The organism is Enterobacter sp. ECC-219 (assembly GCF_043966805.1).
Lineage (GTDB): Bacteria > Pseudomonadota > Gammaproteobacteria > Enterobacterales > Enterobacteriaceae > Enterobacter > Enterobacter cloacae_N.
This window is the reverse complement of sequence record NZ_CP143680.1, coordinates 4,092,467-4,114,484: the sequence shown is the minus strand read 5'-3', so window position 1 is coordinate 4,114,484 and position 22,018 is coordinate 4,092,467. Positions and strand designations below refer to the sequence as shown.

Below are 22,018 nucleotides of genomic sequence, written 5' to 3'. Positions count from 1 at the left end.
CTTTCCTGATGAGCAAAAAACAACTTCCGGTAGCACCGGCGGGTCGCCCCTGCGCGCGCGTTACCTGTGAAACATTACCGTCTGCACTGGACCGCTGGGACGGCGGGATCAAAGCGGCGGCCACCGACGATAACAGCATTTCTGTTTTTGATGTGATCGGGCAGGACTACTGGGGCGAAGGGGTAACAGCTAAACGTATTGCCGGTGCGCTTCGGGCTATGAACGGCGCCGACGTCACGGTGAATATCAACTCACCGGGCGGCGACATGTTCGAAGGTCTGGCTATTTATAACCTGCTCCGCGAATACGAAGGCCAAGTAACGGTGAAGGTGCTGGGCATTGCCGCCAGCGCCGCCTCGATAATTGCGATGGCCGGGGATGATATTCAGATTGGCCGCGGTGCCTTCCTGATGATTCACAACTGCTGGGTCTACGCGATGGGAAACCGCCATGATTTTGCAGAACTGGCACAGTCACTGGAACCCTTCGATACCGCTATGGCTGACATCTACGCCGCGCGCTCCGGCCTTGATATGGCCGCTGTGCAGAAGCTGATGGACGCGGAAAGCTATATCGGTGGCAGTGATGCTGTGGCGAAGGGACTGGCAGACAGCTTGCTTTCTGCAGATGCGGTCAGCGACGGCGACGAATCGCCTGCAGCCGCGCTTCGCAAACTTGATGCATTGCTGGCCAAGACCAACACCCCGCGCTCTGAGCGCAGAAAACTCTTTAAAGCCTTATCCGGTGGCATGCCTGGCGCTGTCACCACCAACGACGGTACGCCGGGCGCTGCCGAAGACATCAAACCTGAAACCATCAATTCACTTGAAAACGCCCTGGCGGCGCTAGTCAAATAAGGACCCTTTATGTCTGAAGTAAACGATATTCTGAAAAAAGTCACTGCCAGCATTGAAGAGGCAACCGGCAAGTTCAACGCGAAAGCAGAAGACGCACTCAAAGAGGCGCAGAAGTCAGGCAGGCTGTCAGAAGAAACAAAGGCTGCCGTTGATAAAATGGCTTCTGAGTTCAATGCGCTTCGTGAAGCTGAAAAAACGCTGAAGGCCGCTATGGGCGAACTGGAGCAACATGTTGCCCAGATGCCGCTGGCAAACGCGAAACAGGTTGTCGAATCCGTTGGCCACCAGGTGATTTCCGCTGAAGCCCTCAAAACCTTTGCGTCCAGCGTGGAAGGCGGTAAACGCATCAGCATCCCGGTTAAGGCCGCCCTGACTTCGGTGGATGTGCCTGATGGTGTTGTGGAGCCACAGCGCCTGCCGGGTATTGATACGGCACCGAAACAGCGCCTGTTCATTCGCGATCTGATTGCTCCAGGACGTACATCCTCCTCAGCTATTTTCTGGGTGCAGCAGACAGGCTTTACCAATAACGCGAAAGTGGTTCCTGAAAATACGCAGAAACCATACAGCGAAATTGAGTTCACGCCGAAAATCACTGGCGTCAGCACTATCGCCCACCTGTTCAAAGCCTCAAAGCAGATCCTGGATGACTTCGCACAGTTGCAGTCCACCGTTGATGCAGAAATGCGCTACGGGCTGAAGTATGCAGAAGAGCAGGAAATTCTCTTCGGTGATGGTACCGGCGTTCATCTGCATGGCATCGTTCCTCAGGCATCCGCTTTTAATCCGGCGTTCACTGTCGAACAGCAGAGCGGGATTGATGATCTGCGTCTGGCAATGTTGCAGGCGCAGCTGGCGCGCTTCCCTGCATCCGGTCACGTTCTTCACTTCATTGACTGGGCGCGGATCGAGCTGACAAAAGACAGTCTTGGCCGTTACATCCTGGCTAACCCTGCAGCGCTGACTGGTCCTACTCTGTGGGGTCTGCCGGTTGTTGCAACGGAAGCGGCAGCCTTCCAGGGTAAATTCCTGACCGGTGCATTCAACGCTGGCGCGCAAATCTTCGACCGCGAAGATGCGAACGTGGTGATCTCCACGGAGAACGCCGACGACTTCGAGAAAAACATGATCACCATCCGTTGCGAAGAACGTCTGGCGCTGGCTGTGAAACGCCCTGAGGCGTTCGTGTACGGTTCATTCAGCACCGGCGCGGGGAGCTGATAAATATTGCGGCCTTCGGGCCGCTTTTTTTGGGGCAAACAAATGCTTGATCAGAATGTGGTGAAACAGCATTGCCGCATTGATACCGACTTTTCGGGTGATGATGCTCTGCTGGAGATTTACACAGGTGCGGCGGCGCGTTACGTCCAGACATGGACAAGGCGAACGCTCTATGAAAATCAAAGCTCCCCTGGCTACGCAGACGACCCGGACCCGATTCTACTGAATGATGATGTTAAGGCGGCAATGCTACTGTTGATTGGTCACTGGTATGCAAACCGAGAGGCTGTAAACATCGGAAATATTACATCAGCGGTGCCTTTCGCCGTAGAAGCTCTACTGCAGCCATACCGAATTTACGGGGTATAGGAGGACTTTATGCAGGCCGGAAGACTGAGAGACAGGGTGCTGGTTCAGAACATAACAACATCCAGAGATCCTTCTGGCCAGCCTGTTGAAACATGGCATGACGGCGCAGAAACCTGGGCAGAAGTAAAGGGCATTAGTGGGCGCGAGTTGGTAGCCGCTGGTGCTGAAACCGCAGTCGCTACTATCAGGGTATGGACACGATTTCGCAGCGATATAACTGCTGCGTCCAGACTCAGGGTTATGACTGGCGCGTTCAAGGGGGCCATTTTGAATATCATTGGTCCGCCAATCCCTGACTCTCGCGGTGTTCAGCTCGAAATTCTTTGCAAACAGGGTACCGAAAAATGATTGAGACGAGCCTTGATTTTTCCGGGCTGAATGACATCGCAAAGGATCTGGAAGCGCTTAGCCGCGCTGAAAACAACAAGGTTCTGCGTGATGCCACGCGCGCCGGTGCCGAAGTGCTTAAGGAAGAAGTGATCGCCCGAGCTCCGGTGCGTACCGGGAAACTGAAAAAAAACGTGGTGGTGGTGACCCAAAAAAGCCGACGCCGCGGGGAAATTTCTTCCGGTGTCCACATTCGTGGTGTTAACCCGCGCACCTGGAACAGCGATAACACGATGAAGGCGAATAACCCGAGAAACGCCTTTTACTGGCGATTCGTCGAAATGGGTACCGTTAACATGCCGCCGCACCCGTTCATTCGTCCCGCGTTCGATGTTCGCCAGGAGCAGGCGACGGAGGTCGCGATCAGGCGCATGAACCAGGCCATTGACGAGGCATTAAGCAAATGACGGAAGACGATCTCTATCCTCTGCTGGAGTCGCTGGCCGGAGGGCAGGTTTATCCCTACGTTGCGCCGCTCGGCAGTGACGGAAAGCCTTCAGTCTCTCCGCCATGGGTAATTTTCTCGATTATTACCGACGTGGCCGCAGACGTTCTTTGCGGTCAGGCTGAATCTGCCGTTTCTGTGCAGGTTGATGTCTATTCCAGCACCATCGCTGAAGCGCGCACGATCAGGAATATGGCGCTTGATGCACTGCAGGTGCTGAAGCCGGAAAGCATTGTGAAAACGCCGGGCTATGAGCCTGATCTGCGCTATCACCGGGCAACGCTCGAATTTCAGGTAACCGTTTAACTTTACCCACCATAACAGACCGCTCCGGCGGTCTTTTTTTTAACTGGAGAAACCATGACCAGTAAGTATGAAGTCACAAAGGGGATGACCTTTGCCGTCTCCGACGCACCCGTAACCGCCGAGGATTTTAACGCCTCAGGTTTCCCGGGGGCTGGTGTTACCTGGCTGGAAGCAGCCTGTGCAACAAAGGAGATCACCTTCACCGGCGGACAGAAAGGGGATATCGACGTAACCACGCTGTGCTCAACTGAACAGGAGCAAACCAACGGCCTCGCCGCGCCTGCTGAAATGAGCATTACCCGTAACTGGGTTGGCGATGAAGCAGCGCAGGAGGCACTGCAGACCGCTTACGAAAATGACGAACTGCGCGCGCTGCGCGTGGTATTCCCGTCTGGCAACGGTTTCTACGTGCTGGTGGAGGTACGCCAGAGCTCATGGTCTGCTGCAACCTCTTCCGTTGTTGGCGCAACCTATTCTCTGCGTGTACGCGGCAAACCTAAACGCATCTACGCGTCTGGTTCCTGAGCGGCTTCGGCCGCTTTTTTTATCCCTCCGATCATGTAACAAGAGAAAAATGAAATGCCGCAAAAAACATCACAGAATTCATTACGCAACGTGGCGCTTACAGCATCGAAAGCCTACCGCACCAAAGAAGGTATCACGGTCCCTGAATGGGATGGCGTAAAGGTAACGCTGCGTGAACCCTCTGGCGATGCCTGGGTGAAATTCCGGGAGATCGTTAATCCCCAGCTCGCCGAGGGCGAAGAGGCACCGACGCTGACGGAGGCGGAAAAGTTTCTGCGTAACAAAGAGGCTGATGTGGTTCTGTTTATTGACGTTCTGCTGGATGAAAACGGCGAGCGAGTATTCAGTGATGAGGATCAGGAGCAGGTATCTAAAATTTATGGTCCTGTGCACTCCCGCCTGCTGGCTCAGGCCCTCAACCTCGGAATGAGCCAGGAAGAAGCGGGAAAGCCGTAAAGCAGCCGCTGACCTTTTTCCTGATGTCATTGGCGCTCCGGATGGGGCGCACTCTTCACGAACTGCGCCAGACCATGACCGCCAGCGAGCTCAAAATGTGGATCGAGTTCGACCGCATCAGTCCGATTGGTGACTGGCGCGCCGATGCTCAGGCGGCGCAGATCTCCGTTGCAATGCTGAACTCTCAGGGCGGGAAATTCACCATTCCTGACGTGATGCTGAAATGGGGGGAGCAGGAAGAAGGCGCTGAAGTCTCTGAACTTGAAGAATGGATGTCCAGTCTTTGATGCCCGCGGCTGCGGGCTTTTTTATGGGTGAAATATGGCAACGCTGCGCGAGCTAATCATCAAAATTTCGGCGAACTCTTCTTCTTTCCAGTCAGAGATCGCCAGAGCGTCCCGCATGGGAACCGATTACTACCGCACTATGGAACAGGGCGGGAAAAAAGCTGCAGCGGCCACGCGTGAAACTCAGCGGTCTTTGGCTGACCTGAATTCTCAGCTTGCAACCGTGCGATCTTCTGCTGCCGGGCTTGCCGGTGCTTGGGCTGGTGCATTTGCCACGCATCAGCTGATTCAGTTTGCCGACACGTGGAACCAGTTGAATGGGCGTCTTCGCCTTGCGTCCTCTTCCAGCGAGGATTACGTGCAATCCCAGCGCGTGCTGATGGAGATTAGCCAGCGCACCGGAACATCCCTCGAGGCAAACAGCAACCTGTACAGCAGAATTGCGCAGTCCCTGCGAGATGCCGGTTACGCTTCTGCTGACGTCGCAAAAGTTACGGAAACCGTAGCAACCTCACTGAAGCTGTCTGGCGCCAGTACCGAAGAGGCGAGTTCTGTTATCACCCAGCTTAGTCAGGCACTTGGCTCAGGCGTTTTGCGAGGTGAAGAATTTAACTCCATCATGGAGAACGGTGGCCGCCTGGCGAAACTGCTGGCTGATGGGCTGGGTACCACTGTTGGTGGCCTGCGAAATATGGCCAACAACGGCGAGCTGACGACCAACAAGATTGTCCCGCTGCTGACCAACGTTGAGATTCTCCGTAAAGAATTCGACACCCTTCCTGCATCCATCAGCGGATCTGCACAGAAAGTGCAAAACGCCTTCCTAGCATGGGTTGGCGGGGCGAACGATGCCGTCGGCGCATCATCCACTCTTTCTGGCGTGCTGGATGGTCTGGCGAATAACATCGATGATGTGGCAAATACAGCCGGTATTCTGGTTGGTGTTGGCCTCGCCCGTTATTTTGGCAACATGGTCGGCAGCGTAGCTCAGTCAACCCGGGCAGTGCTCGCTAATACGGCCGCCGAGGTCGCGCTGGCGCAGGCTCAGGTTCGTGGCGCTCAGGTTAGCGTTGCTGCTGGTCGCCAGGCTGTTTACCGCGCACAACAGGCGCGCGCAGCGGCGACGAGCATTGAGGCTCAGATTGTCGCAGAACGTAACCTTGCTGCAACTCAGGCATCGCTGAACACGGCCATTGCTGGCAGGGCTTCTGCCGTTAATAACCTCACAAATACGGCCTCGGTGATGTCCCGGCTGGGTAGTGGGGTGCTGGGCATTCTCGGTGGCTGGCCTGGTGTCATTATCGGTGCCGGCGCTGCGATGTATGGCCTTTATCAGCATACCCAGCAGGTACACCGTGAGGCTGTCGGCTTTGCCAACAACCTTGACGAGATCAACACCAAGCTGCAGCAGATGTCGGTACTTGGCCTGCGTTCGACCGCAGCCGATGCGCGTACATCTTTACAGGCGCAGAAGCAGGACCTGGCCGACCTCGACTCTCAGATCGCGAAGGTGAAAGACAGCCTTAAGGCGGTTGATCAAATCCAGCAGGACTACAACCGCCATCCGACGCTGACCCTGATTAACACTTTCATGGACCAGGCCGACATCACGGCCAAAAATATCGAGCTGACCGATAAGCTGAACCAGCTGGAGTACCAGCGCGAACAGGCAGCCTCAAAAGTCGAGCAAACGCAGAAGCTGGTAAACCAGGCCAGCGATCTGGCCACGCAAAAGGCTATCGAACAGGCTGGTGCCGTATCAATCCTGAAAGGTGCGTATGACCTGCTTAACCGCTCAATGTCAGCGACCGCTGGCGCCAAGCCGCCGCAATATGCCGGGCCCGTCGTCTCACTGGCGAACGCAACGCCTCAACAGCAAACTGCACTGGAGCGCTCGCGCCGCGATAATGAGCTGGCCAGCTTAAGCGGATTAGAGAAACTCCATCAGCAGCACGTCTACGAAGCAGAAGACCTGAAGCTGACGGGGGCGCTTTATACACAGTACATCTACAACAAGGATCAGGCTGCCAGAAAGGATGCAGCAGCTGCAGAGGCAAAAAAAACCTCCACTGCTGCCTCAAATGCGCAGAGTAAAGCCGAGCGCGAAGCGGCCAGCACCGCCGAACAGTATTCCAGGAAAATGGCCGATCTGATCGTGGCTATCGACGTGCAACGCGTTCGGGCCACGGAAGGCGAAAAAGCCTCGGAGCTTTACGCTGCATCGCACCAGGCAGGCACTAAATGGACAGACGAGCAGCGCAGGGCGATCCAGGCATCATCAGCAGAGCTGGCAAAATGGACGCAAAAAGCCGACGAGAACGTGCGCAAGCAGCGCGAACAAGCTGATGCCCTGAAGGATTTAACTGAAGCGGCCCGAAAGTTCAGGGATGAGGCGACGCTGACAACCGAAACCGCAGGCATGAGCGATCGCCAGCGCAGCCGGTTCGACGAGACGCAACAGATCGACCGCGTTTTTGCTAAAACGGACGGCGGTACCGAGGCAATCGCGCAGCGCGCCGCAGCCCTCGATGCTCTGGATAAGAAATACAAGGCTATTGCAGCAGCTGAAGCGGACTGGATGTCCGGAGTATCACGCGGCTATGCAAACTGGTTTGATGAAATCAGTAACGTATCCGGAACGGTTTCTGCTGGAGTGAAAACCACACTCGACAGCGCGTTTGGTAACGTCACCTCAATGCTGGAAGGCAATAAGGTTAGCTGGAAATCGTGGGGTATTTCTGTCCTGCAGATTATCGAAAAAGTGGCTCTGCAGATGGCGGTGGTAAGCGCGATGGGGGGCGGCTCTTCCGAATCTGGTTTGTTTGGCTCGCTGGTGGGCGGGATTGCCGGGTATTTCGGTGGCAGTGCCGGCGGCGCAGCTGCCAGCACCGGTACGGCGGTTTCCAGTTACGGATCGAACTTCCAGTTTAACGCCAAAGGCGGCGTTTATGACTCCCCCTCTCTGAGTGCTTTTAGTAATGGGATCGTCAGAAACCCCACCATGTTCGCTTTTGCAAAAGGCGGGGCCGGAATCATGGGCGAGGCTGGGCCGGAGGCGATCATGCCGCTTACCCGCGCGCCGGATGGTTCTCTCGGCGTTAGGGCGGTCGGAGGTGGCGGCGGTCAGTCTGTATCTTCGGCGCCACAGGTTTATATCACCATCGATGGTAACGGAAACACTCAAACACAGGCGACGACTGGCTACGAACAATTTGCGCGAGAAGTTGGTGCTTTTACAGATAAGCGTTACAGGGAGCTGATAATGAGAGATTTAGCCCCTGGCGGGGCTATCTGGAATATGACGAAAGGGGGGCGTTAATGGCCATTGAAACTTTTGCATGGTGCCCAAGAATTAACGCTGAGGCTGATACGACTTTCCGGACGAGGAAAGCGAAGTTTGGCGATGGATATGAGCAGGTGTCTGGTGATGGATTAAACGCCAGAAGTCAGGAGTGGACGCTTAATTTCACAGGAAATGAATCCTATATCGAGGCCATAAAGACTTTTCTTGACAGGCACGGCGGTACCAAAGCGTTTCAGTGGAAACCGCCACTTGAACCATTAGGGCTTTATCGCTGCGAGGCGTATAAACCTACGGGGCTGGGCGCCGGGAAATTTAACCTTGAAGCAACATTCATACAGGCATTCCAACCATGAGTCTTAACGCAGATTTTCAGAAGCTCGAACCTGGCGATGTGGTCAGGCTTTTCGAAGTGGATGGCACGGCATTTGGTACCGGTGATGTGCTGCGATTTCACAGCTACAGTCTTGCGCACTCTGAAGCCGAAATTATCGCTGCTGGCGGTGATGAAAATAAACTGCCTGCAAAATCTATCTGGTGGCAGGGGGAGGAGTATAAAGCCTGGCCCTGCCAGATTGAGGGGATCGAAGCATCTACGAGTGGAAGTAGCGCGCAGCCAAAATTATCAGTGGCTAACCTTGATAGCTCCATAACGGCACTTTGCCTGGCTTATGACGATATGCTGCAGGCGAAAGTGACCATCCATGACACGCTGGGCAAATATCTTGACGCGATTAACTTTGCCGACGGCAATCCAACAGCTGACCCGAACCAGGAAAAGCTGAAGGTTTTCTACATCGATGCAAAGAGTAGTGAAACCAACGAAGTGGTTGAGTTCACGCTATCCAGCCCGATGGACCTGCAGGGACAAATGATCCCTACGCGGCAGCTTCACTCCCTGTGCACCTGGTGCATACGGAACAAGTATCGCACCGGCGACGGCTGCGATTATGCCGGGACCAACTATTTCGACAAAAACAACAACCCAGTCAGCGATCCGTCGCTTGATGAATGCAACGGCACGCTGACGGCCTGCAAACTTCGGTTCGGTGAAAATAACGAGCTCTCGTTTGGTGGCTTCCCGGGTACGTCTTTGATCAGGAGTTGATATGCGTCAGAAAACCATCGATGCGATTATGGCGCATGCTGCAGCTGAATATCCTCGCGAGTGCTGCGGCGTGGTGGCGCAGAAAAGCCGTGTTGAACGTTATTTCCCGTGCCGCAACCTTGCCACGGAGCCGGAGGACAATTTTGTCCTCTGCCCGGAAGATTACTCAACTGCTGAGGACTGGGGCACGGTGATCGCCATCGCTCACAGTCACCCTGACGCCACAACGCAACCGAGCGAACTGGATAAAGCGCAATGCGATGCAACGCTTTTACCCTGGCATATCGTGAGCTGGCCGGAGGGGGATTTACGCACCATCCAGCCGCGCGGAGAACTGCCGCTGCTGGAGCGCCCGTTTGTTCTTGGGCACTTCGACTGCTGGGGGCTGGTAATGAGCTATTTCCGGCAAACGCATGGTATCGAACTTCACGATTACCGGGTTGATTATCCCTGGTGGGAAAACGACTACCCGGACAACTTCTATCAGGATTGCTGGTACGAGTGCGGATTCCGTGAATTCGACGGGCCGCCGAAACCTGGCGATATGGTGATCATGCAGGTGCAGGCTGATAAGTGGAACCACGCGGGTATACTGCTGGAGGGTAATATGCTGCTTCACCATCTGTACGGTCACCTGAGTCAGCGCGTGCCGTATGGTGGATACTGGCAGGAAAGGACGATGAAGATTCTCCGTTACAAATCTCTGTGCTAACCTTTTGCAAAACGAAAAAAGGGGTTAGGGATATGAGGAAATTTCTTTCGATATTGGCGTGTAGCCTGATTATTGTTGGTTGCACACCTTCTGAAAAGGATTTCATTGACATGGGGGAGTCCTTAGTCAAGGACACCCTCAAAGATCCGGAGAGCGCTAAGTTTGAATCATTTTTCCGCGATTTTGGTGAAAATACTGGATATGTTTGCGGTTATGTGAATGCTAAAAATTCATACGGCGCATATACGGGTAAAAAACCATATTATGTGCGGATTGAGGTCAAAGATGGAAAGGTCAATAATCATGGACCAATCATCATAATTAATGACCAAGACCAAAAGAAATTTGATTCCTATGAGTCAATCTGTCAAAAGGACTGATGTGCGATGAAAAAGATTATCTTCCCTATTTTTATCTTCCTGCTGGTGGGTTGTTCTGTTTCCTCATTGGAAGAACAAAAACCTATTCTGTCAGAGCATTCAACAAAAACTGTTGATGAAGTTAACCGTTGCCTTGCTCCTAAATGGGTGGAGCTACGTTCTTCAAGCTCCAGCATACCCACTGAGTCAGGATACAAAATCACAGCATCGGACGATATATTCGGTGCTCTTTCAGTAGTGAATATCGATAAATCAGCGACAGGTGGAAGCGATATAAAGGTTTATGCCGTCGCGAAAGGATGGAACGACCACTGGGCTACGGCCGCCAGATCATGTCTTTGAAAAAGCAATAATAATCTAAGCCACCTTCGGGTGGCTTTTTTTTATGGAGAATGAAAATGTCAGAGGTTATGACCCGAATTGAGCTCGGCGGTGTTTTGGGTAAAACCTACGGGAAGGTTCACCATCGCCTAATAAGAACAACCGCAGAGGCGATCAACTCTCTTACAAAAACAATAGACGGGCTGGAGAAATTCCTGATCACCAGCAAAGCAAGGGGCCTGACTTACGCCGTCTTTAAAGATAAAAAAAATATCGGGAAGGATGATTTTGGTTTTCCGGTAACCGGTGAAGTTATTCGAATTGTCCCGGTTGTAATAGGAAGTAAAAAAGCCGGGGTATTACAGACAATCCTTGGCGCCGTGCTCGTCGTTGTTGGGGTAGCCATTGGCTATTTCTCAGGTGGCACTCTATCAGCGGTGGGATATGGGGCTGCGAAATTCGGTGCAGCCATGATGCTGGGAGGTGTTGTCCAAATGCTATCTCCTCAACCTGCAGGTCTGGCCAGCAAACAAAGCGCAGATAACCGTGCATCATACGCATTCGGTGGTGTAACAAACACCGCGGCACAAGGCTATCCGGTACCGCTCCTTTATGGTCGCCGGCGGATAGGCGGAGCGATTATTTCTGCCGGAATTTATGTCGAAGATCAGCAGTAGATAACAAACCTTTTTTTAGGCCACTTTCGGGTGGCTTTTTTTATGGGCGCAATATGGCTACAGAAAAAGTGTTAAAGGGCCGCAAGGGCGGCAGCTCAAGTTCACGAACCCCAACCGAACAGCCTGATGATCTGCAATCTGTAGCGAAGGCAAAAATCCTCGTCGCGCTTGGGGAAGGGGAGTTTGCAGGGCAGCTAACCGGCAAAGATATCTATCTGGACGGGACGGCCCTGGAGAATGCTGACGGCTCCCAAAACTTCAGCGGCGTGACGTGGGAGTTTCGGGCGGGAACTCAGGCGCAAAATTACATTCAGGGTATTCCCGGTACCGAAAATGAAATCAGCGTGGGCACCGAAGTATCAAGCGCTACAGCATGGACGCGCACGTTCACCAATACGCAGCTTTCAGCCGTTCGCCTGCGTCTGAAATGGCCCTCGCTTTTCAAACAGGAGGACGACGGCGATCTGGTGGGTTACTCGGTCAATTATGCGATTGACCTGCAGACGGACGGCGGCGCATGGCAGACGGTACTCAATACCAGCGTGACCGGAAAAACGACGTCTGGTTATGAGCGCAGCCATCGTATTGATTTACCGAAGGCTGGCAGCACCTGGACAATCCGCCTGCGTAAGATTACCTCTGACGCCAACAGCGCGAAGATCGGCGACACGATGACGCTGCAGAGCTTCACCGAGGTGATTGACGCCAAACTGCGCTACCCGAACACCGCGCTGCTTTACATCGAATTCGACTCAAGCCAGTTCAACGGCTCTATTCCTCAAATTTCATGCGAACCGCGCGGCCGCGTTATCCGCGTACCAGATACCTACGACCCTGAAACCCGCACTTATAGCGGTACATGGACCGGTGCGTTTAAGTGGGCATGGACGGATAACCCTGCGTGGATTTTTTACGATCTGGTTGTTTCTGACCGGTTTGGCCTCGGCCATCGCTTAACAGCTGCTAACATCGATAAATGGACGCTTTATCAGGTTGCCCAGTATTGCGATCAGATGGTTCCTGACGGCAAAGGTGGTAACGGTACCGAACCGCGTTATACCTGCAACGTGTACATTCAGGACCGGAATGATGCTTACACAGTCCTCCGCGATTTTGCTGCCATCTTCCGTGGCATGACCTACTGGGGCGGGGATCAGATTGTGGCCCTGGCAGACATGCCGCGTGATGTAGATTACAGCTATACGCGCGCTAACGTTATTGAAGGGCGTTTTACCTATTCGAGCAGCACCACGAAAACCCGCTATACCACGGCGCTGGTGTCGTGGTCTGATCCCGGTAATGCCTACGCCGACGCGATGGAGCCGGTATTTGAGCAGGCGCTGGTTGCGCGGTACGGTTTTAACCAACTGGAAATGACCGCCATCGGCTGCACCAGACAGTCAGAGGCTAACCGAAAGGGGCGCTGGGGTATTCTCACCAACAACAAGGATCGTGTTGTTTCATTTGATGTCGGGCTGGACGGAAACATTCCGCAGCCGGGCTACATCATCGCCGTTGCAGACGAGCTGCTTTCCGGAAAGGTTATGGGCGGCCGCATCAGCGCCGTTAACGGTCGCGTTATCAAACTTGACCGCGTGGCAGATGCGGCAGCAGGTGATCGCCTTATTCTCAACCTACCTTCCGGAGCGTCGCAGAGCAGGACCATTCAGGCCGTGAACGGTGAATCAGTCACAGTCACCACGGCATACAGTGAGACGCCACAGGCCGAAGCTGTTTGGGTGGTTGAATCTGACGAGCTTTACGCGCAGCAGTATCGTGTTGTCAGCGTTTCCGATAACGGTGATGGCACTTTCTCGATTACCGGCGCATGGCACGATCCGGATAAGTATGCCCGTATTGATACTGGCGCAATTATCGACCAGAGGCCAATAAGTGTAATACCTCCTGGTAATCAGTCGCCGCCTGCGAACATCGTGATCAGCTCGTTTTCTGTGGTTCAGCAGAATATCAGCGTTGAGACCATGCGAGTGAGCTGGGACCAGGCACAAAACGCTATTGCCTATGAGGGGCAGTGGCGCCGCAACGACGGAAACTGGGTGAACATGCCTCGCAGTTCCACCACGTCATTTGACGTCCCGGGGATTTATGCCGGACGCTACCTGGTGCGCGTCCGCGCAATTAATGCCGCTGAAATTTCCTCAGGATGGGGATATTCAGAAGAGAAGACACTGACCGGCAAGGTAGGTAATCCGCCTAAGCCAGTAGGATTTACGGCCACGGGCATTAACTGGGGGATTCGTCTTAACTGGGGTTTCCCGGCAAATACCGATGATACGCTGAAAACGGAAATTCAGTACACAGCCAACAGTGACTTTTCAGATCCATTATTGCTGTCAGATGTGCCTTATCCATCCGCTGAATATACCCAGCTCGGGCTTAAGGCTGGGCAGGAATTCTGGTACCGCGCGCAGCTGGTCGACAGAACAGGTAACGAATCCGGGTATACCGACTGGGTAAGGGGGATGTCTAATGATAACGCCGATGATTATCTGGGCGATATCGCTGACGATTTTCTAACCTCAGCCGACGGGGAACGCCTCACCGGTGACATCGATACCAACATTGAGGGAATTCTACAGAACGCCCTGGCGAACCACGGAACAGTTGAGCACCAGTGGGCACAATACGGTGAAGTGCGTGCCGATATCCTTGTTGTTAAAACGACCATTGCTGAGGTAGATAAGGCAATGGCCGAAATGTCGACGCAGGTGCAGGCGCAGATCAATGACGTCACGGCTGCACTGGAGGACAAACTTACCGCAGTGGTCGATGCCTCAGGTGCTTCGGCAATCTACACCCTTAAAACAGGCGTTAGGATAAACGGCATCATGTATAACGCCGGGATGTCGATTGCCGTTCTGGCGCAGGCAGGGCAGCCGATTGTTACCCGAGTAGGTTTCAACGCTAACCAGTTCGTACTGATGAGTGGCAGTGGTGATACCCAGTATTCGCCGTTCGCGGTGGTTAATGGCCAGGTCTTCATCAGCTCAGGGTTTATTCAGGATGGCACGATCACCAACGCCAAAATCGGTAACTTTATCCAGTCCAACAATTATGTCGCCGGGCAGTCCGGGTGGAAACTGGATAAAGGAGGTACCTGGGAAAACTACGGCAGTGACGGGGAGGGCGCAAGAAAGACTACGAATGTAACGGACAGCATCAGGGACGCGAACGGCGTTCTCCGCGTACAGATTGGTAAAATTACGGGGGTATTTTGATGACGTGGGGCATTCAGACGTGGGATGCCAATGGCAACCCGAACAATTACGGTATTAAGCCAGTTTCAGTGGTAGGCCGCATCCCACTTTCTGAGGGGCAAAACTCCGGAAGCTGGTCATTTACCATTCCGGACGGAATGAAGGTCGGGTTTGTCGTTTCTCTGGATAAGGGGGCTGTCTCTGTGGGACGACGTATCGTCGCCAGCGGAAATACGATAACTCTTTCCGCGGCAAGCAGCGTAGGGATTGGAAACTATCCAGCATCTGAATGTGAGCTCGTAGTTTATGTGGAGAAAGCCTAGTGGCAGATTATGGCGCGCTGATTGCTCTGGAAAGCGGAAATCCTTTTATTACCCCACAGTCCACACCATTCTGTCTATACAGAAAGGTAGTGGTTAACTCAGTAGCAAGCGGGGCATATCACGGTGCATCTGCAGCAGTAGCTCTGGACGTGTCTTATCCAGCAATGGTTTTTTGCAAAACAAGTGATACAGCTCAGCCTACATTGGTCAGTGCGGCCAGATCAGGAGGAAATATTCTTGTTGGATCAAGCAATGCTTATGGACAGGCACATACATTAACGGCCTACATCTTTGCTATCTACCCGCAGACATTGCCAAAATGGGGATTTGCTATCTGGGATGCTGCCGGGAAGTTGGTTCTGACAAACGAAAGTCGGATATTGAGTGACCTTGTGACTGTTGGGACGCCGGGAGCTACGACAGGTGGAATTAATATTGACGTCACTTTACCTGGGAGTTATGCGGTGGCGCCCGCTATCCTTGGCTCCCAAATCATCCAGAACAATAACACTCAGCCACCCACGATTGTAAATATCACAGCTTACTCAGGATGTCGGTTTAATGGTTCATCAACCAGAATTAATGCCGCGCCATCGACTACGGCTACTGGTTCTGCTGCTGGTGGGACAACGACTGGGATAGCTTTGACGGCTATCAACACTGCCGCCTATGATTGATCGTTTTAAGCGATCAAATCAACATAATTGATCTGTTATATCTATTTTATATTTTAATACCGCTGCGTTAGTTTTACTTATTAAAAACTAGCCAAGGTGTGAAATGACAAAAATAATATTCGCGATGGTATTCTGCCTGTTTCTTTCTGCTTGCTCCGGTTCAGTTCTGCAAAAGCAGAAACCATTTTGCGAGGCAGAAGCGCTTATTGGTGGACAGGTTCAGTCGGTACAGATTTACGGTGTGCGTAAAGTAGCCAGTCAGACACAATATAGAGCAGGCTACCCCTTCAACTGGCGATGGGTGAGCAAAAATAACTTCTCAAGGTCGACCTGTTCAAAATGAACAAAACAAGAACCCGCTTCGGCGGGTTTTTTATTATCTGAACTCAGGAGTTTTTATGTCGGCAGGTACAATTACCCTCACAAACGGGTCCGCTATTGTTGGTGGTAGCGGAACGGCATTTGCAAATGAAATCGCTGCAGGTGACTTCATTGTCTCTACTGTAGGCGGCGTTCCGTATACGCTGCCAGTCAAATCAGTCGAGAGTAATACCCAGTTGACGCTGATCAGCAACTTTACCGGGCCTACACAATCAGGTGCGGCCTGGTCAGCAGTTCCTCGCGTGGCTCTCAACATGGTAACGGCTGCGCTGGTGGCACAAAGCGCTGAAGCGCTGCGTGGACTGAATTACGACAAACAGAACTGGCAGCAGGTTTACAGCGCCGCCGGAAACATCACAGTGAAGCTGCCAGACGGCACGACATTCACCGGCCCGTCATGGAAATATCTGTCTGACAATATGGCGACTAAGAGCGGCGGGGCAGTGCCTGTTAACCAGGGCGGTACAGGTTCGACAAGCGCATCAGGCGCTCGAACAAACCTCGGTTTGGGAGACAGCGCAATCAAGAACACTGGTGAGGGTGATAATAATGTGCTGGTATCTGGGGCGTTTGGCTTGGGTTCTAAAAATTTACCAGTAATCGGCGACATCTGGGACAAAAGCCAGGGCACCCGTTTTTGCAATGTCACTCCCGCGACCTCTGGCGGTCCTGGAATGTATGGTTCTGGCATCCGGTTATCAGACCGTAATATTGGGAGTGGAAGCACTCCGGTAGCACAACAATCATTTGCTGCGCTGATTCTTAGCGGGAAAATTATTCAGTTCATGAGTATGTCGGATGGCAATGATTCTGGCTGGATGCGGATTTACCACACCGGAAATACGACCCGTGCATCTGACGGTACGTTAAAAGCCGCTTCTCCGATTGTACAGTTGTTCGGTGATGGTTCGTGTCAGCTTAACGATGAATCTGAAGGATGCACTGTAACCCGCCAGGCTATCGGTGAGTATCTGATTGAAGGGTGTATGGGGCTGAATGCTGACGCTGCATGGGGTGGGATTGATGGCGGCTTTGAAATACCCTCTGATCGAAATAAGCAGCCTTTAATCTGGCTGGACTATGAGGTTAAGGCTGACGGTTCTATCTTGGTGAAAACCTACCACCGCACACATCCTTCAGCACCTGCTTATGCCAGAAATGAACGTGACGGGATCAATGACGGAGAGCCTATTGATATCCCGTCAGATCAGTTCGTCAGCGTTCGAGTAGAAATGCCTGCTAACAGCATCTGGAATCAAAAACAGCTGGCTGCTAAAAAAGCTCTCGATGACGCTCATGAATTAGAAGCCAACAAAGAGAGTGGCTCTTGATAGGGCTGCCGCCCATCGCATGAAAAACGGGCGGCAACTGGTTGCTCTGTATTCATGCCCGAGTAAAATTTATAGGCCAACCTGGCGAACGGTCGGGGACTCAGAAACCAGCCACATGTCGGACTCTTCAAACATTTCTTCCAGCATGCGGTTCAGCTTTTCCCGATCGCTTTTACTTGCATCGCTATTCAAGCCGTTCGCCTGCATCGGCTTCACCTTCACTTCGGCATCAGGGAAAATCTGATGCACCCGCTTCGTCAGCTCGGCCAGAATGATCTCTCTGGCCCCTTCGAGCCCCGCAACATTACGCTTGTCATATACCAGTTCAACAAACATTGCTATCCCTCTTGCCTAACTTGATCTGTAATCACAAAAATACTACTGTATATGCATACAGTCAATAGTCCAGAGAGGGCGACCTTATGCCTCGTCAACCTGATATACGTGCGGCCTTTTTAGCGGCCATACAACAGAATCCTAAGGGATATCTTTGTTTGAACACTGACAAATTCATTACTGAATTGCGCGTTAGGAATTGGCATTTCAGCCAGGCAGATGCCAATGCATGGATTAAGAGATACCAACCAGACTTTGCTGATAAGACGACGAATGGAAGCGATAACCGTTACTGGATCTTGCGTAATATGGGGAGGGTTTTCTGATGGGCTTTCCTTCACCTGCTATGGATTACCAGGAACAACGGTTAACCATAGATCTGCTATGCGGAATTGACGGGAACTGCAGGGTAATAGAAACATCCTGTGGCTGGGCAGTGATTAACGTTGCTCTGAGACCAGAGCAGGGAGATACGCTACTGGTAAGAATGGATAACAGGAACGAGTTTGCAAAACTATACGGGGCGGCATTAATAACTGAAGATGGTGAAGCGATAGAAGGCGATGCACTGGATGGCGTGGAGGTTTTTGGAGTATTAACGCATAGCCTTAATAGGGTAGGGAACGATGATTGCCCGGCAATTTAAAGCAGGGTTCAACCATCATTTCACCATCGTTTCGCCATCGCAATTTTTCTTAAACAAAAAACCAGCCATAAGAGGCTGGTTTTCAATGTGTTTTTGGTCGGCACGAGAGGATTTGAACCTCCGACCCCCGACACCCCATGACGGTGCGCTACCAGGCTGCGCTACGTGCCGACGCATAAAAAGATACTACTCGATTCCGTTTCGAATGCAAGGGAATCTGTCGCTAACTGGTTTATAATTAATCAGTTAGCGATAAAACGCTTCTCATCCGTCAGAACCTGCAGCAGCAGACTCAGCTGCGGCTTCTGGTCCTTCAGCCGTTCACCCTGCAGATTATAGGTCTGATAGTTCCCGTTGCTGTTCAGCACCAGCGTCAGCTTTGGCGTGGTCACCACCAGCGTGTTACCGTCTGCTGCCGTCACCCAGTTATGACGTCGTACCGCGCTGAAGAGATCCTGCCCTTGAGAATACTCGTTTGCTGGCGTGCTGACGTGCAGCAGGCGCTGCATCAGGGTCGTCATGACATCTTTATGTTCTGTGAGCATATTGATGCGCTGCGCCGGCGTTCCCGGCCAGTGGATCACCAGCGGAACGTGCAGGTTCGGACGTGACCAGCTCATGCTCTTCGTCTCGTCGCCTAACGGTACCCCATGCCCCGCGGTCACGATCACGACGGTGTTATCAAGCTTGCCTGATTCACGTAGCGCGTCAAGCACGCGGCCAATCTGTGCGTCAACATCGCCGGCCGCACGGCCGTAGCGGCGCGCAAAGCCTGCCTGGTTGCTGTCGTTAAGCGTTGTGCCGTTAAAGGCCACCCACGAGAACCAGCGGTTATCTTCCTGCGCGTAGCGCTGCAGCCAGTTTATCCACTGGTTTGCGGTCTGGGCATCAGACTGGCTCTGCGCGGCAGGCAGGGAGAAATCAGAGAGCAGCGCCTGGCGGTACAGTGAACTGTTGAAGCCGTCCGATGAGAACAGCCCTAACTGATAGCCCTGCTGATTAAGCCCGGTGATCAGCGCCGCAGGAATGCGCGCAGACAGCACGCCGTCCATATATCCGGCAGAAATGCCATAGAACAGGCCAAAGATACCCGCATCGGTTGAGTTACCGGAGCTCATATGCTGGGTAAACGACACGTTTTGACTCGCGAAATAGGCCAGCGCAGGCATCTGCTTCTCGTAACGGGAATAGTTCAGGCCATCAACGGTGATCAGCAGGACGTTTTGCCCGCGACCCATATCGCGATAGCGCAGATCGCTCAGCGGATACTGCACGCTAACCGCTTCCGGATTACCCTGTTCGACCAGACGGCGCTGATACTCCTGGGCATCGAGCAGGCCGTGCTTCTCAAGGAAACGACGGGCCGTCATTGGATAAGAGAGCGGCAGGTTAGCGCGCTGCATGGTAATAGGGCGATAGAAGTTCGCATCCGCCCAGATATACATGATGTGCGAACTGATAAATGAGACGAAAAAGAGCGCGGCCACAGGCTTCGCGTAATGGCGGCGTCGGGTCAGGCTGCGGAGCTTTTGCCAGCTCCAGGTGGCAAACAGCATCTCAATCAACAGGATCACCGGGACGCTGATGAACATCAGCTGCCAGTCGCGGGCCGTTTCGTTCTGGTCCGGGTTTATCACCAGTTCCCAGACAATAGGGTTGAGATGCAGGTGGAAGCGGGTGAACACTTCACTGTCGATAAGCAGCAGCGTCATCCCCACCGTCGCAAGGATGGCGGACAAGAACCGCATCAGGCGCTGCGACATGACGATAAACGTCAGAGGAAACAGGATCAGCAGATAGGTGGCGAATACCAAAAAGCTAAAGTGGCCGACAACGCTTATCCAGGAGTAGACACGCCCGGTTAGCGTTGTAGGCCAGTCTGCGACAAACAGATAACGACAGCCAATTACCGTCGCTAGCAGAATGTTGAACAGGGCAAACCAGTGTCCCCAGCTGACCATCTGGGAGACTTTTTCACGGTAGCGCTGACGATTCGTCACCATAAACTGTTGTTCGTTTCCCTTAATGGGCCTGGTCGTTGCTGACGGATGACTGTAATGCCTGGGCGAAAGAGTTGGCGATCGCCTGACGCTGAGCCGGAGCAACGCTGGTGTTGATAAGGTTGGTGACCATATTTCCCAAAACCATCAGGGAGAGATCGGTCGGCGTTTTATGTTTTTCCAGTACGTTGACCAGCTCACTGAGCAGTTGTTCAACGTGTTCATCACTGTAGCGGGAATGTTGTGGCATAAATCAAAATCAGTTTGTTGATGAAAGGGCAACATATTACCGTAGCAACAGCTTTTTTTCCCCTTTTTTATCTGTTGTTGCACACATGTCCTGGTGGTGGTTGAATACCGCCCGGTCTAAAAGGAGAGTTTATCATGAGTCTGGAAATCAACCAGATTGCCTTGCACCAGCTTATCAAGCGTGATGAGCAAACCCTTGAAGTGGTGCTACGCGATTCGTTACTGGAACCCACGGCAACCGTTGTGGAAATGATGGCAGAGCTGCATCGCGTCTACAGCGCCAAAAATAAAGCCTATGGTCTGTTCAGCGAAGAGAGTGAGCTGGCCGATAGCCTGCGCCTGCAGCGTCAGGGCGAAGAGGATTTCCTGGCGTTTAGCCGCGCCGCAACCGGGCGTCTGCGCGACGAGCTGGCGAAATATCCGTTCGCCGACGGCGGCATCGTCCTGTTCTGCCACTATCGTTATCTGGCGGTCGAGTATCTGTTGGTCAGCGTGCTGAATAACTTAAGCAGCATGCGCGTGAACGAGCAACTGGACATCAGCTCAACGCACTATCTGGATATCAACCACGCGGATATTGTGGCGCGTATTGATTTGACCGAGTGGGAAACCAACCCGGAGTCGACCCGCTACCTGACCTTCCTGAAGGGGCGCGTGGGCCGTAAAGTGGCGGATTTCTTTATGGACTTCCTCGGTGCCAGTGAAGGCCTGAACGCCAAAGCGCAGAACAAAGGGCTGCTGCAGGCTGTTGATGACTTCACGGCTGAAGCGCAGCTCGATAAATCTGAACGCCAGACCGTACGTCAGCAGGTTTACAGCTACTGTAACGAGCAGCTGCAGGCGGGGGAAGAGATTGAGCTGGAGTCCCTGTCAAAAGAGCTGGCTGGCGTCAGCGAAGTGAGCTTCCAGGAATTCACCGCTGAGAAAGGCTATGAGCTTGAGGAGAGCTTCCCGGCGGATCGCAGCACGCTGCGCCAGTTAACCAAATTTGCCGGCAGCGGCGGTGGGTTAACCCTCAACTTTGACGCCATGCTGTTAGGTGAACGCATTTTCTGGGATCCGGCCACCGACACCCTGACCATCAAAGGCACGCCGCCGAACCTGCGCGATCAGCTTCAGCGCCGCACCTCTGGCGGTAAATAACAGGCATAAAAAAACCCCGCAGCTGCGGGGTTTTTTTCGACTGGTTTGCGATTACGCGCGAACGAAGTCGATGTGAGTCAGTTTTGGCTTGAACGCGTGACGCTGAACAGCCTGAACTTTCACTTTTTCTTCTTTACCGCCAACAACGATGGTCAGAACTTCGCTGTAGAACTCAGCTTTGTTCTGCATGTTCCATACTTTGTCGTGATCCAGTTCGATAGCAACTGGAGCAGCTTCGCCACCGTAAACGATAGCCGGGAACTTGTTAGCGGTACGCAGGCGGCGGCTCGCACCCTTACCCTGCACGTTACGTACTTCTGCTTCGATAGTGAACATTGATTTCTCTCTGTATTTAAAACCCT

28 protein-coding genes and 1 tRNA gene are annotated in these 22,018 nt (G+C 53.0%); 24 read left to right on the top strand and 5 right to left on the bottom strand.

The features are described 5' to 3' along the window. Window positions 1-8: 8 nt before the first annotated feature. The 21 genes from V1603_RS19560 (at window position 9) to V1603_RS19460 (ending at window position 17,282) form a co-directional block, all read left to right on the top strand. Window positions 9-857, top strand: a complete 849-nt coding sequence (locus V1603_RS19560) for a head maturation protease, ClpP-related (protein WP_395313123.1) — start codon at window positions 9-11, stop codon at window positions 855-857. A 9-nt stretch (window positions 858-866) separates the two neighbouring features. Beyond that, window positions 867-2,078, top strand: coding sequence for a phage major capsid protein (locus V1603_RS19555; RefSeq protein ID WP_045326826.1), 1,212 nt, complete (start codon window positions 867-869; stop codon window positions 2,076-2,078). A 42-nt stretch (window positions 2,079-2,120) separates the two neighbouring features. Further along, window positions 2,121-2,447 (top strand): head-tail connector protein, encoded by a 327-nt coding sequence (locus V1603_RS19550; RefSeq protein ID WP_063922524.1) that lies wholly within the window; start codon window positions 2,121-2,123, stop codon window positions 2,445-2,447. Between the two features lie 9 nt (window positions 2,448-2,456). Further along, entirely contained in the window at window positions 2,457-2,795 is a 339-nt protein-coding gene (locus tag V1603_RS19545; RefSeq protein ID WP_061715481.1) for a phage head closure protein, read from the top strand. Next, a complete protein-coding gene (locus tag V1603_RS19540) occupies window positions 2,792-3,241 on the top strand; it encodes an HK97-gp10 family putative phage morphogenesis protein (protein WP_395313122.1) in 450 nt (149 codons plus the stop codon). Before V1603_RS19545 ends, V1603_RS19540 begins: the two co-directional genes overlap by 4 nt. After that, a complete protein-coding gene (locus V1603_RS19535) occupies window positions 3,238-3,585 on the top strand; it encodes a DUF3168 domain-containing protein (RefSeq protein WP_046887301.1) in 348 nt (115 codons plus the stop codon). The genes V1603_RS19540 and V1603_RS19535 overlap by 4 nt, the downstream gene beginning before the upstream one ends. Before the next feature lie 54 nt (window positions 3,586-3,639). Next, entirely contained in the window at window positions 3,640-4,110 is a 471-nt protein-coding gene (locus V1603_RS19530; RefSeq protein WP_000202242.1) for a phage tail tube protein, read from the top strand. A gap of 54 nt (window positions 4,111-4,164) precedes the next feature. Then, window positions 4,165-4,566, top strand: a complete 402-nt coding sequence (locus tag V1603_RS19525; RefSeq protein ID WP_047747468.1) for a phage tail assembly chaperone — start codon at window positions 4,165-4,167, stop codon at window positions 4,564-4,566. Between the two features lie 23 nt (window positions 4,567-4,589). Then, window positions 4,590-4,853, top strand: a complete 264-nt coding sequence (locus V1603_RS19520) for a DUF4035 domain-containing protein (RefSeq protein WP_047742152.1) — start codon at window positions 4,590-4,592, stop codon at window positions 4,851-4,853. A gap of 34 nt (window positions 4,854-4,887) precedes the next feature. Further along, window positions 4,888-8,172: a phage tail tape measure protein gene (locus V1603_RS19515; protein ID WP_395313121.1), complete on the top strand. Its 3,285-nt coding sequence runs from the start codon at window positions 4,888-4,890 to the stop codon at window positions 8,170-8,172. Beyond that, the gene (locus V1603_RS19510; RefSeq protein WP_395313120.1) at window positions 8,172-8,510 is read left to right on the top strand and encodes a phage tail protein; all 339 of its coding nucleotides are present in this window, start codon (window positions 8,172-8,174) and stop codon (window positions 8,508-8,510) included. Before V1603_RS19515 ends, V1603_RS19510 begins: the two co-directional genes overlap by 1 nt. After that, window positions 8,507-9,262 (top strand): phage minor tail protein L, encoded by a 756-nt coding sequence (locus tag V1603_RS19505; protein WP_395313119.1) that lies wholly within the window; start codon window positions 8,507-8,509, stop codon window positions 9,260-9,262. Before V1603_RS19510 ends, V1603_RS19505 begins: the two co-directional genes overlap by 4 nt. Before the next feature lies 1 nt (window position 9,263). Beyond that, complete coding sequence (locus V1603_RS19500; protein ID WP_395313118.1) at window positions 9,264-9,974, top strand: C40 family peptidase; 711 nt, start codon at window positions 9,264-9,266, stop codon at window positions 9,972-9,974. Between the two features lie 32 nt (window positions 9,975-10,006). Continuing rightward, complete coding sequence (locus V1603_RS19495) at window positions 10,007-10,354, top strand: hypothetical protein (protein ID WP_080327441.1); 348 nt, start codon at window positions 10,007-10,009, stop codon at window positions 10,352-10,354. A gap of 6 nt (window positions 10,355-10,360) precedes the next feature. Next, the gene (locus tag V1603_RS19490) at window positions 10,361-10,696 is read left to right on the top strand and encodes a hypothetical protein (protein WP_072197107.1); all 336 of its coding nucleotides are present in this window, start codon (window positions 10,361-10,363) and stop codon (window positions 10,694-10,696) included. Window positions 10,697-10,752: 56 nt separating this feature from the next. Continuing rightward, entirely contained in the window at window positions 10,753-11,352 is a 600-nt protein-coding gene (locus tag V1603_RS19485; protein ID WP_060570045.1) for a tail assembly protein, read from the top strand. Window positions 11,353-11,405: 53 nt separating this feature from the next. Continuing rightward, on the top strand, window positions 11,406-14,591 hold the full coding sequence (locus V1603_RS19480) for a host specificity protein J (protein WP_395313117.1): 3,186 nt from the start codon (window positions 11,406-11,408) through the stop codon (window positions 14,589-14,591). Continuing rightward, on the top strand, window positions 14,591-14,893 hold the full coding sequence (locus V1603_RS19475; RefSeq protein WP_232935881.1) for a hypothetical protein: 303 nt from the start codon (window positions 14,591-14,593) through the stop codon (window positions 14,891-14,893). The genes V1603_RS19480 and V1603_RS19475 overlap by 1 nt, the downstream gene beginning before the upstream one ends. Next, window positions 14,893-15,570, top strand: a complete 678-nt coding sequence (locus V1603_RS19470) for a hypothetical protein (protein WP_336222967.1) — start codon at window positions 14,893-14,895, stop codon at window positions 15,568-15,570. The genes V1603_RS19475 and V1603_RS19470 overlap by 1 nt, the downstream gene beginning before the upstream one ends. Before the next feature lie 103 nt (window positions 15,571-15,673). Then, complete coding sequence (locus V1603_RS19465; RefSeq protein WP_395313116.1) at window positions 15,674-15,913, top strand: cor protein; 240 nt, start codon at window positions 15,674-15,676, stop codon at window positions 15,911-15,913. 55 nt (window positions 15,914-15,968) lie between these two features. Beyond that, window positions 15,969-17,282: a phage tail protein gene (locus V1603_RS19460; protein ID WP_395313115.1), complete on the top strand. Its 1,314-nt coding sequence runs from the start codon at window positions 15,969-15,971 to the stop codon at window positions 17,280-17,282. A 69-nt stretch (window positions 17,283-17,351) separates the two neighbouring features. Here V1603_RS19460 and V1603_RS19455 read toward each other — a convergent pair whose 3' ends face one another. Then, window positions 17,352-17,618 carry a DinI family protein gene (locus V1603_RS19455; RefSeq protein ID WP_049121664.1) on the bottom strand — a complete coding sequence of 89 codons (267 nt, stop codon included), beginning with the start codon at window positions 17,616-17,618 and terminating at the stop codon, window positions 17,352-17,354. 86 nt (window positions 17,619-17,704) lie between these two features. Between V1603_RS19455 and V1603_RS19450 the strand changes: the two genes are divergently transcribed. Then, a complete protein-coding gene (locus V1603_RS19450) occupies window positions 17,705-17,944 on the top strand; it encodes a hypothetical protein (protein ID WP_395313114.1) in 240 nt (79 codons plus the stop codon). Next, window positions 17,944-18,264 (top strand): hypothetical protein, encoded by a 321-nt coding sequence (locus V1603_RS19445; protein ID WP_395313113.1) that lies wholly within the window; start codon window positions 17,944-17,946, stop codon window positions 18,262-18,264. Before V1603_RS19450 ends, V1603_RS19445 begins: the two co-directional genes overlap by 1 nt. 94 nt (window positions 18,265-18,358) lie before the next feature. Here the strand turns inward: V1603_RS19445 and V1603_RS19440 are convergent. From V1603_RS19440 to V1603_RS19430, 3 genes are all read right to left on the bottom strand, one after another. Beyond that, window positions 18,359-18,435, bottom strand: a tRNA-Pro gene (locus tag V1603_RS19440). A 71-nt stretch (window positions 18,436-18,506) separates the two neighbouring features. Then, complete coding sequence (gene yejM, locus V1603_RS19435; protein WP_395313112.1) at window positions 18,507-20,267, bottom strand: LPS biosynthesis-modulating metalloenzyme YejM; 1,761 nt, start codon at window positions 20,265-20,267, stop codon at window positions 18,507-18,509. 19 nt (window positions 20,268-20,286) lie between these two features. Beyond that, window positions 20,287-20,514 (bottom strand): YejL family protein, encoded by a 228-nt coding sequence (locus V1603_RS19430; protein ID WP_163330254.1) that lies wholly within the window; start codon window positions 20,512-20,514, stop codon window positions 20,287-20,289. Between the two features lie 134 nt (window positions 20,515-20,648). On the opposite strand from V1603_RS19430, the gene yejK reads away from it, so the two are divergent. Continuing rightward, window positions 20,649-21,656, top strand: coding sequence for a nucleoid-associated protein YejK (yejK, locus tag V1603_RS19425; protein ID WP_116338645.1), 1,008 nt, complete (start codon window positions 20,649-20,651; stop codon window positions 21,654-21,656). Window positions 21,657-21,707: 51 nt separating this feature from the next. Here yejK and rplY read toward each other — a convergent pair whose 3' ends face one another. Beyond that, complete coding sequence (rplY, locus tag V1603_RS19420) at window positions 21,708-21,992, bottom strand: 50S ribosomal protein L25 (protein ID WP_061097582.1); 285 nt, start codon at window positions 21,990-21,992, stop codon at window positions 21,708-21,710. Window positions 21,993-22,018 lie beyond the last annotated feature (26 nt).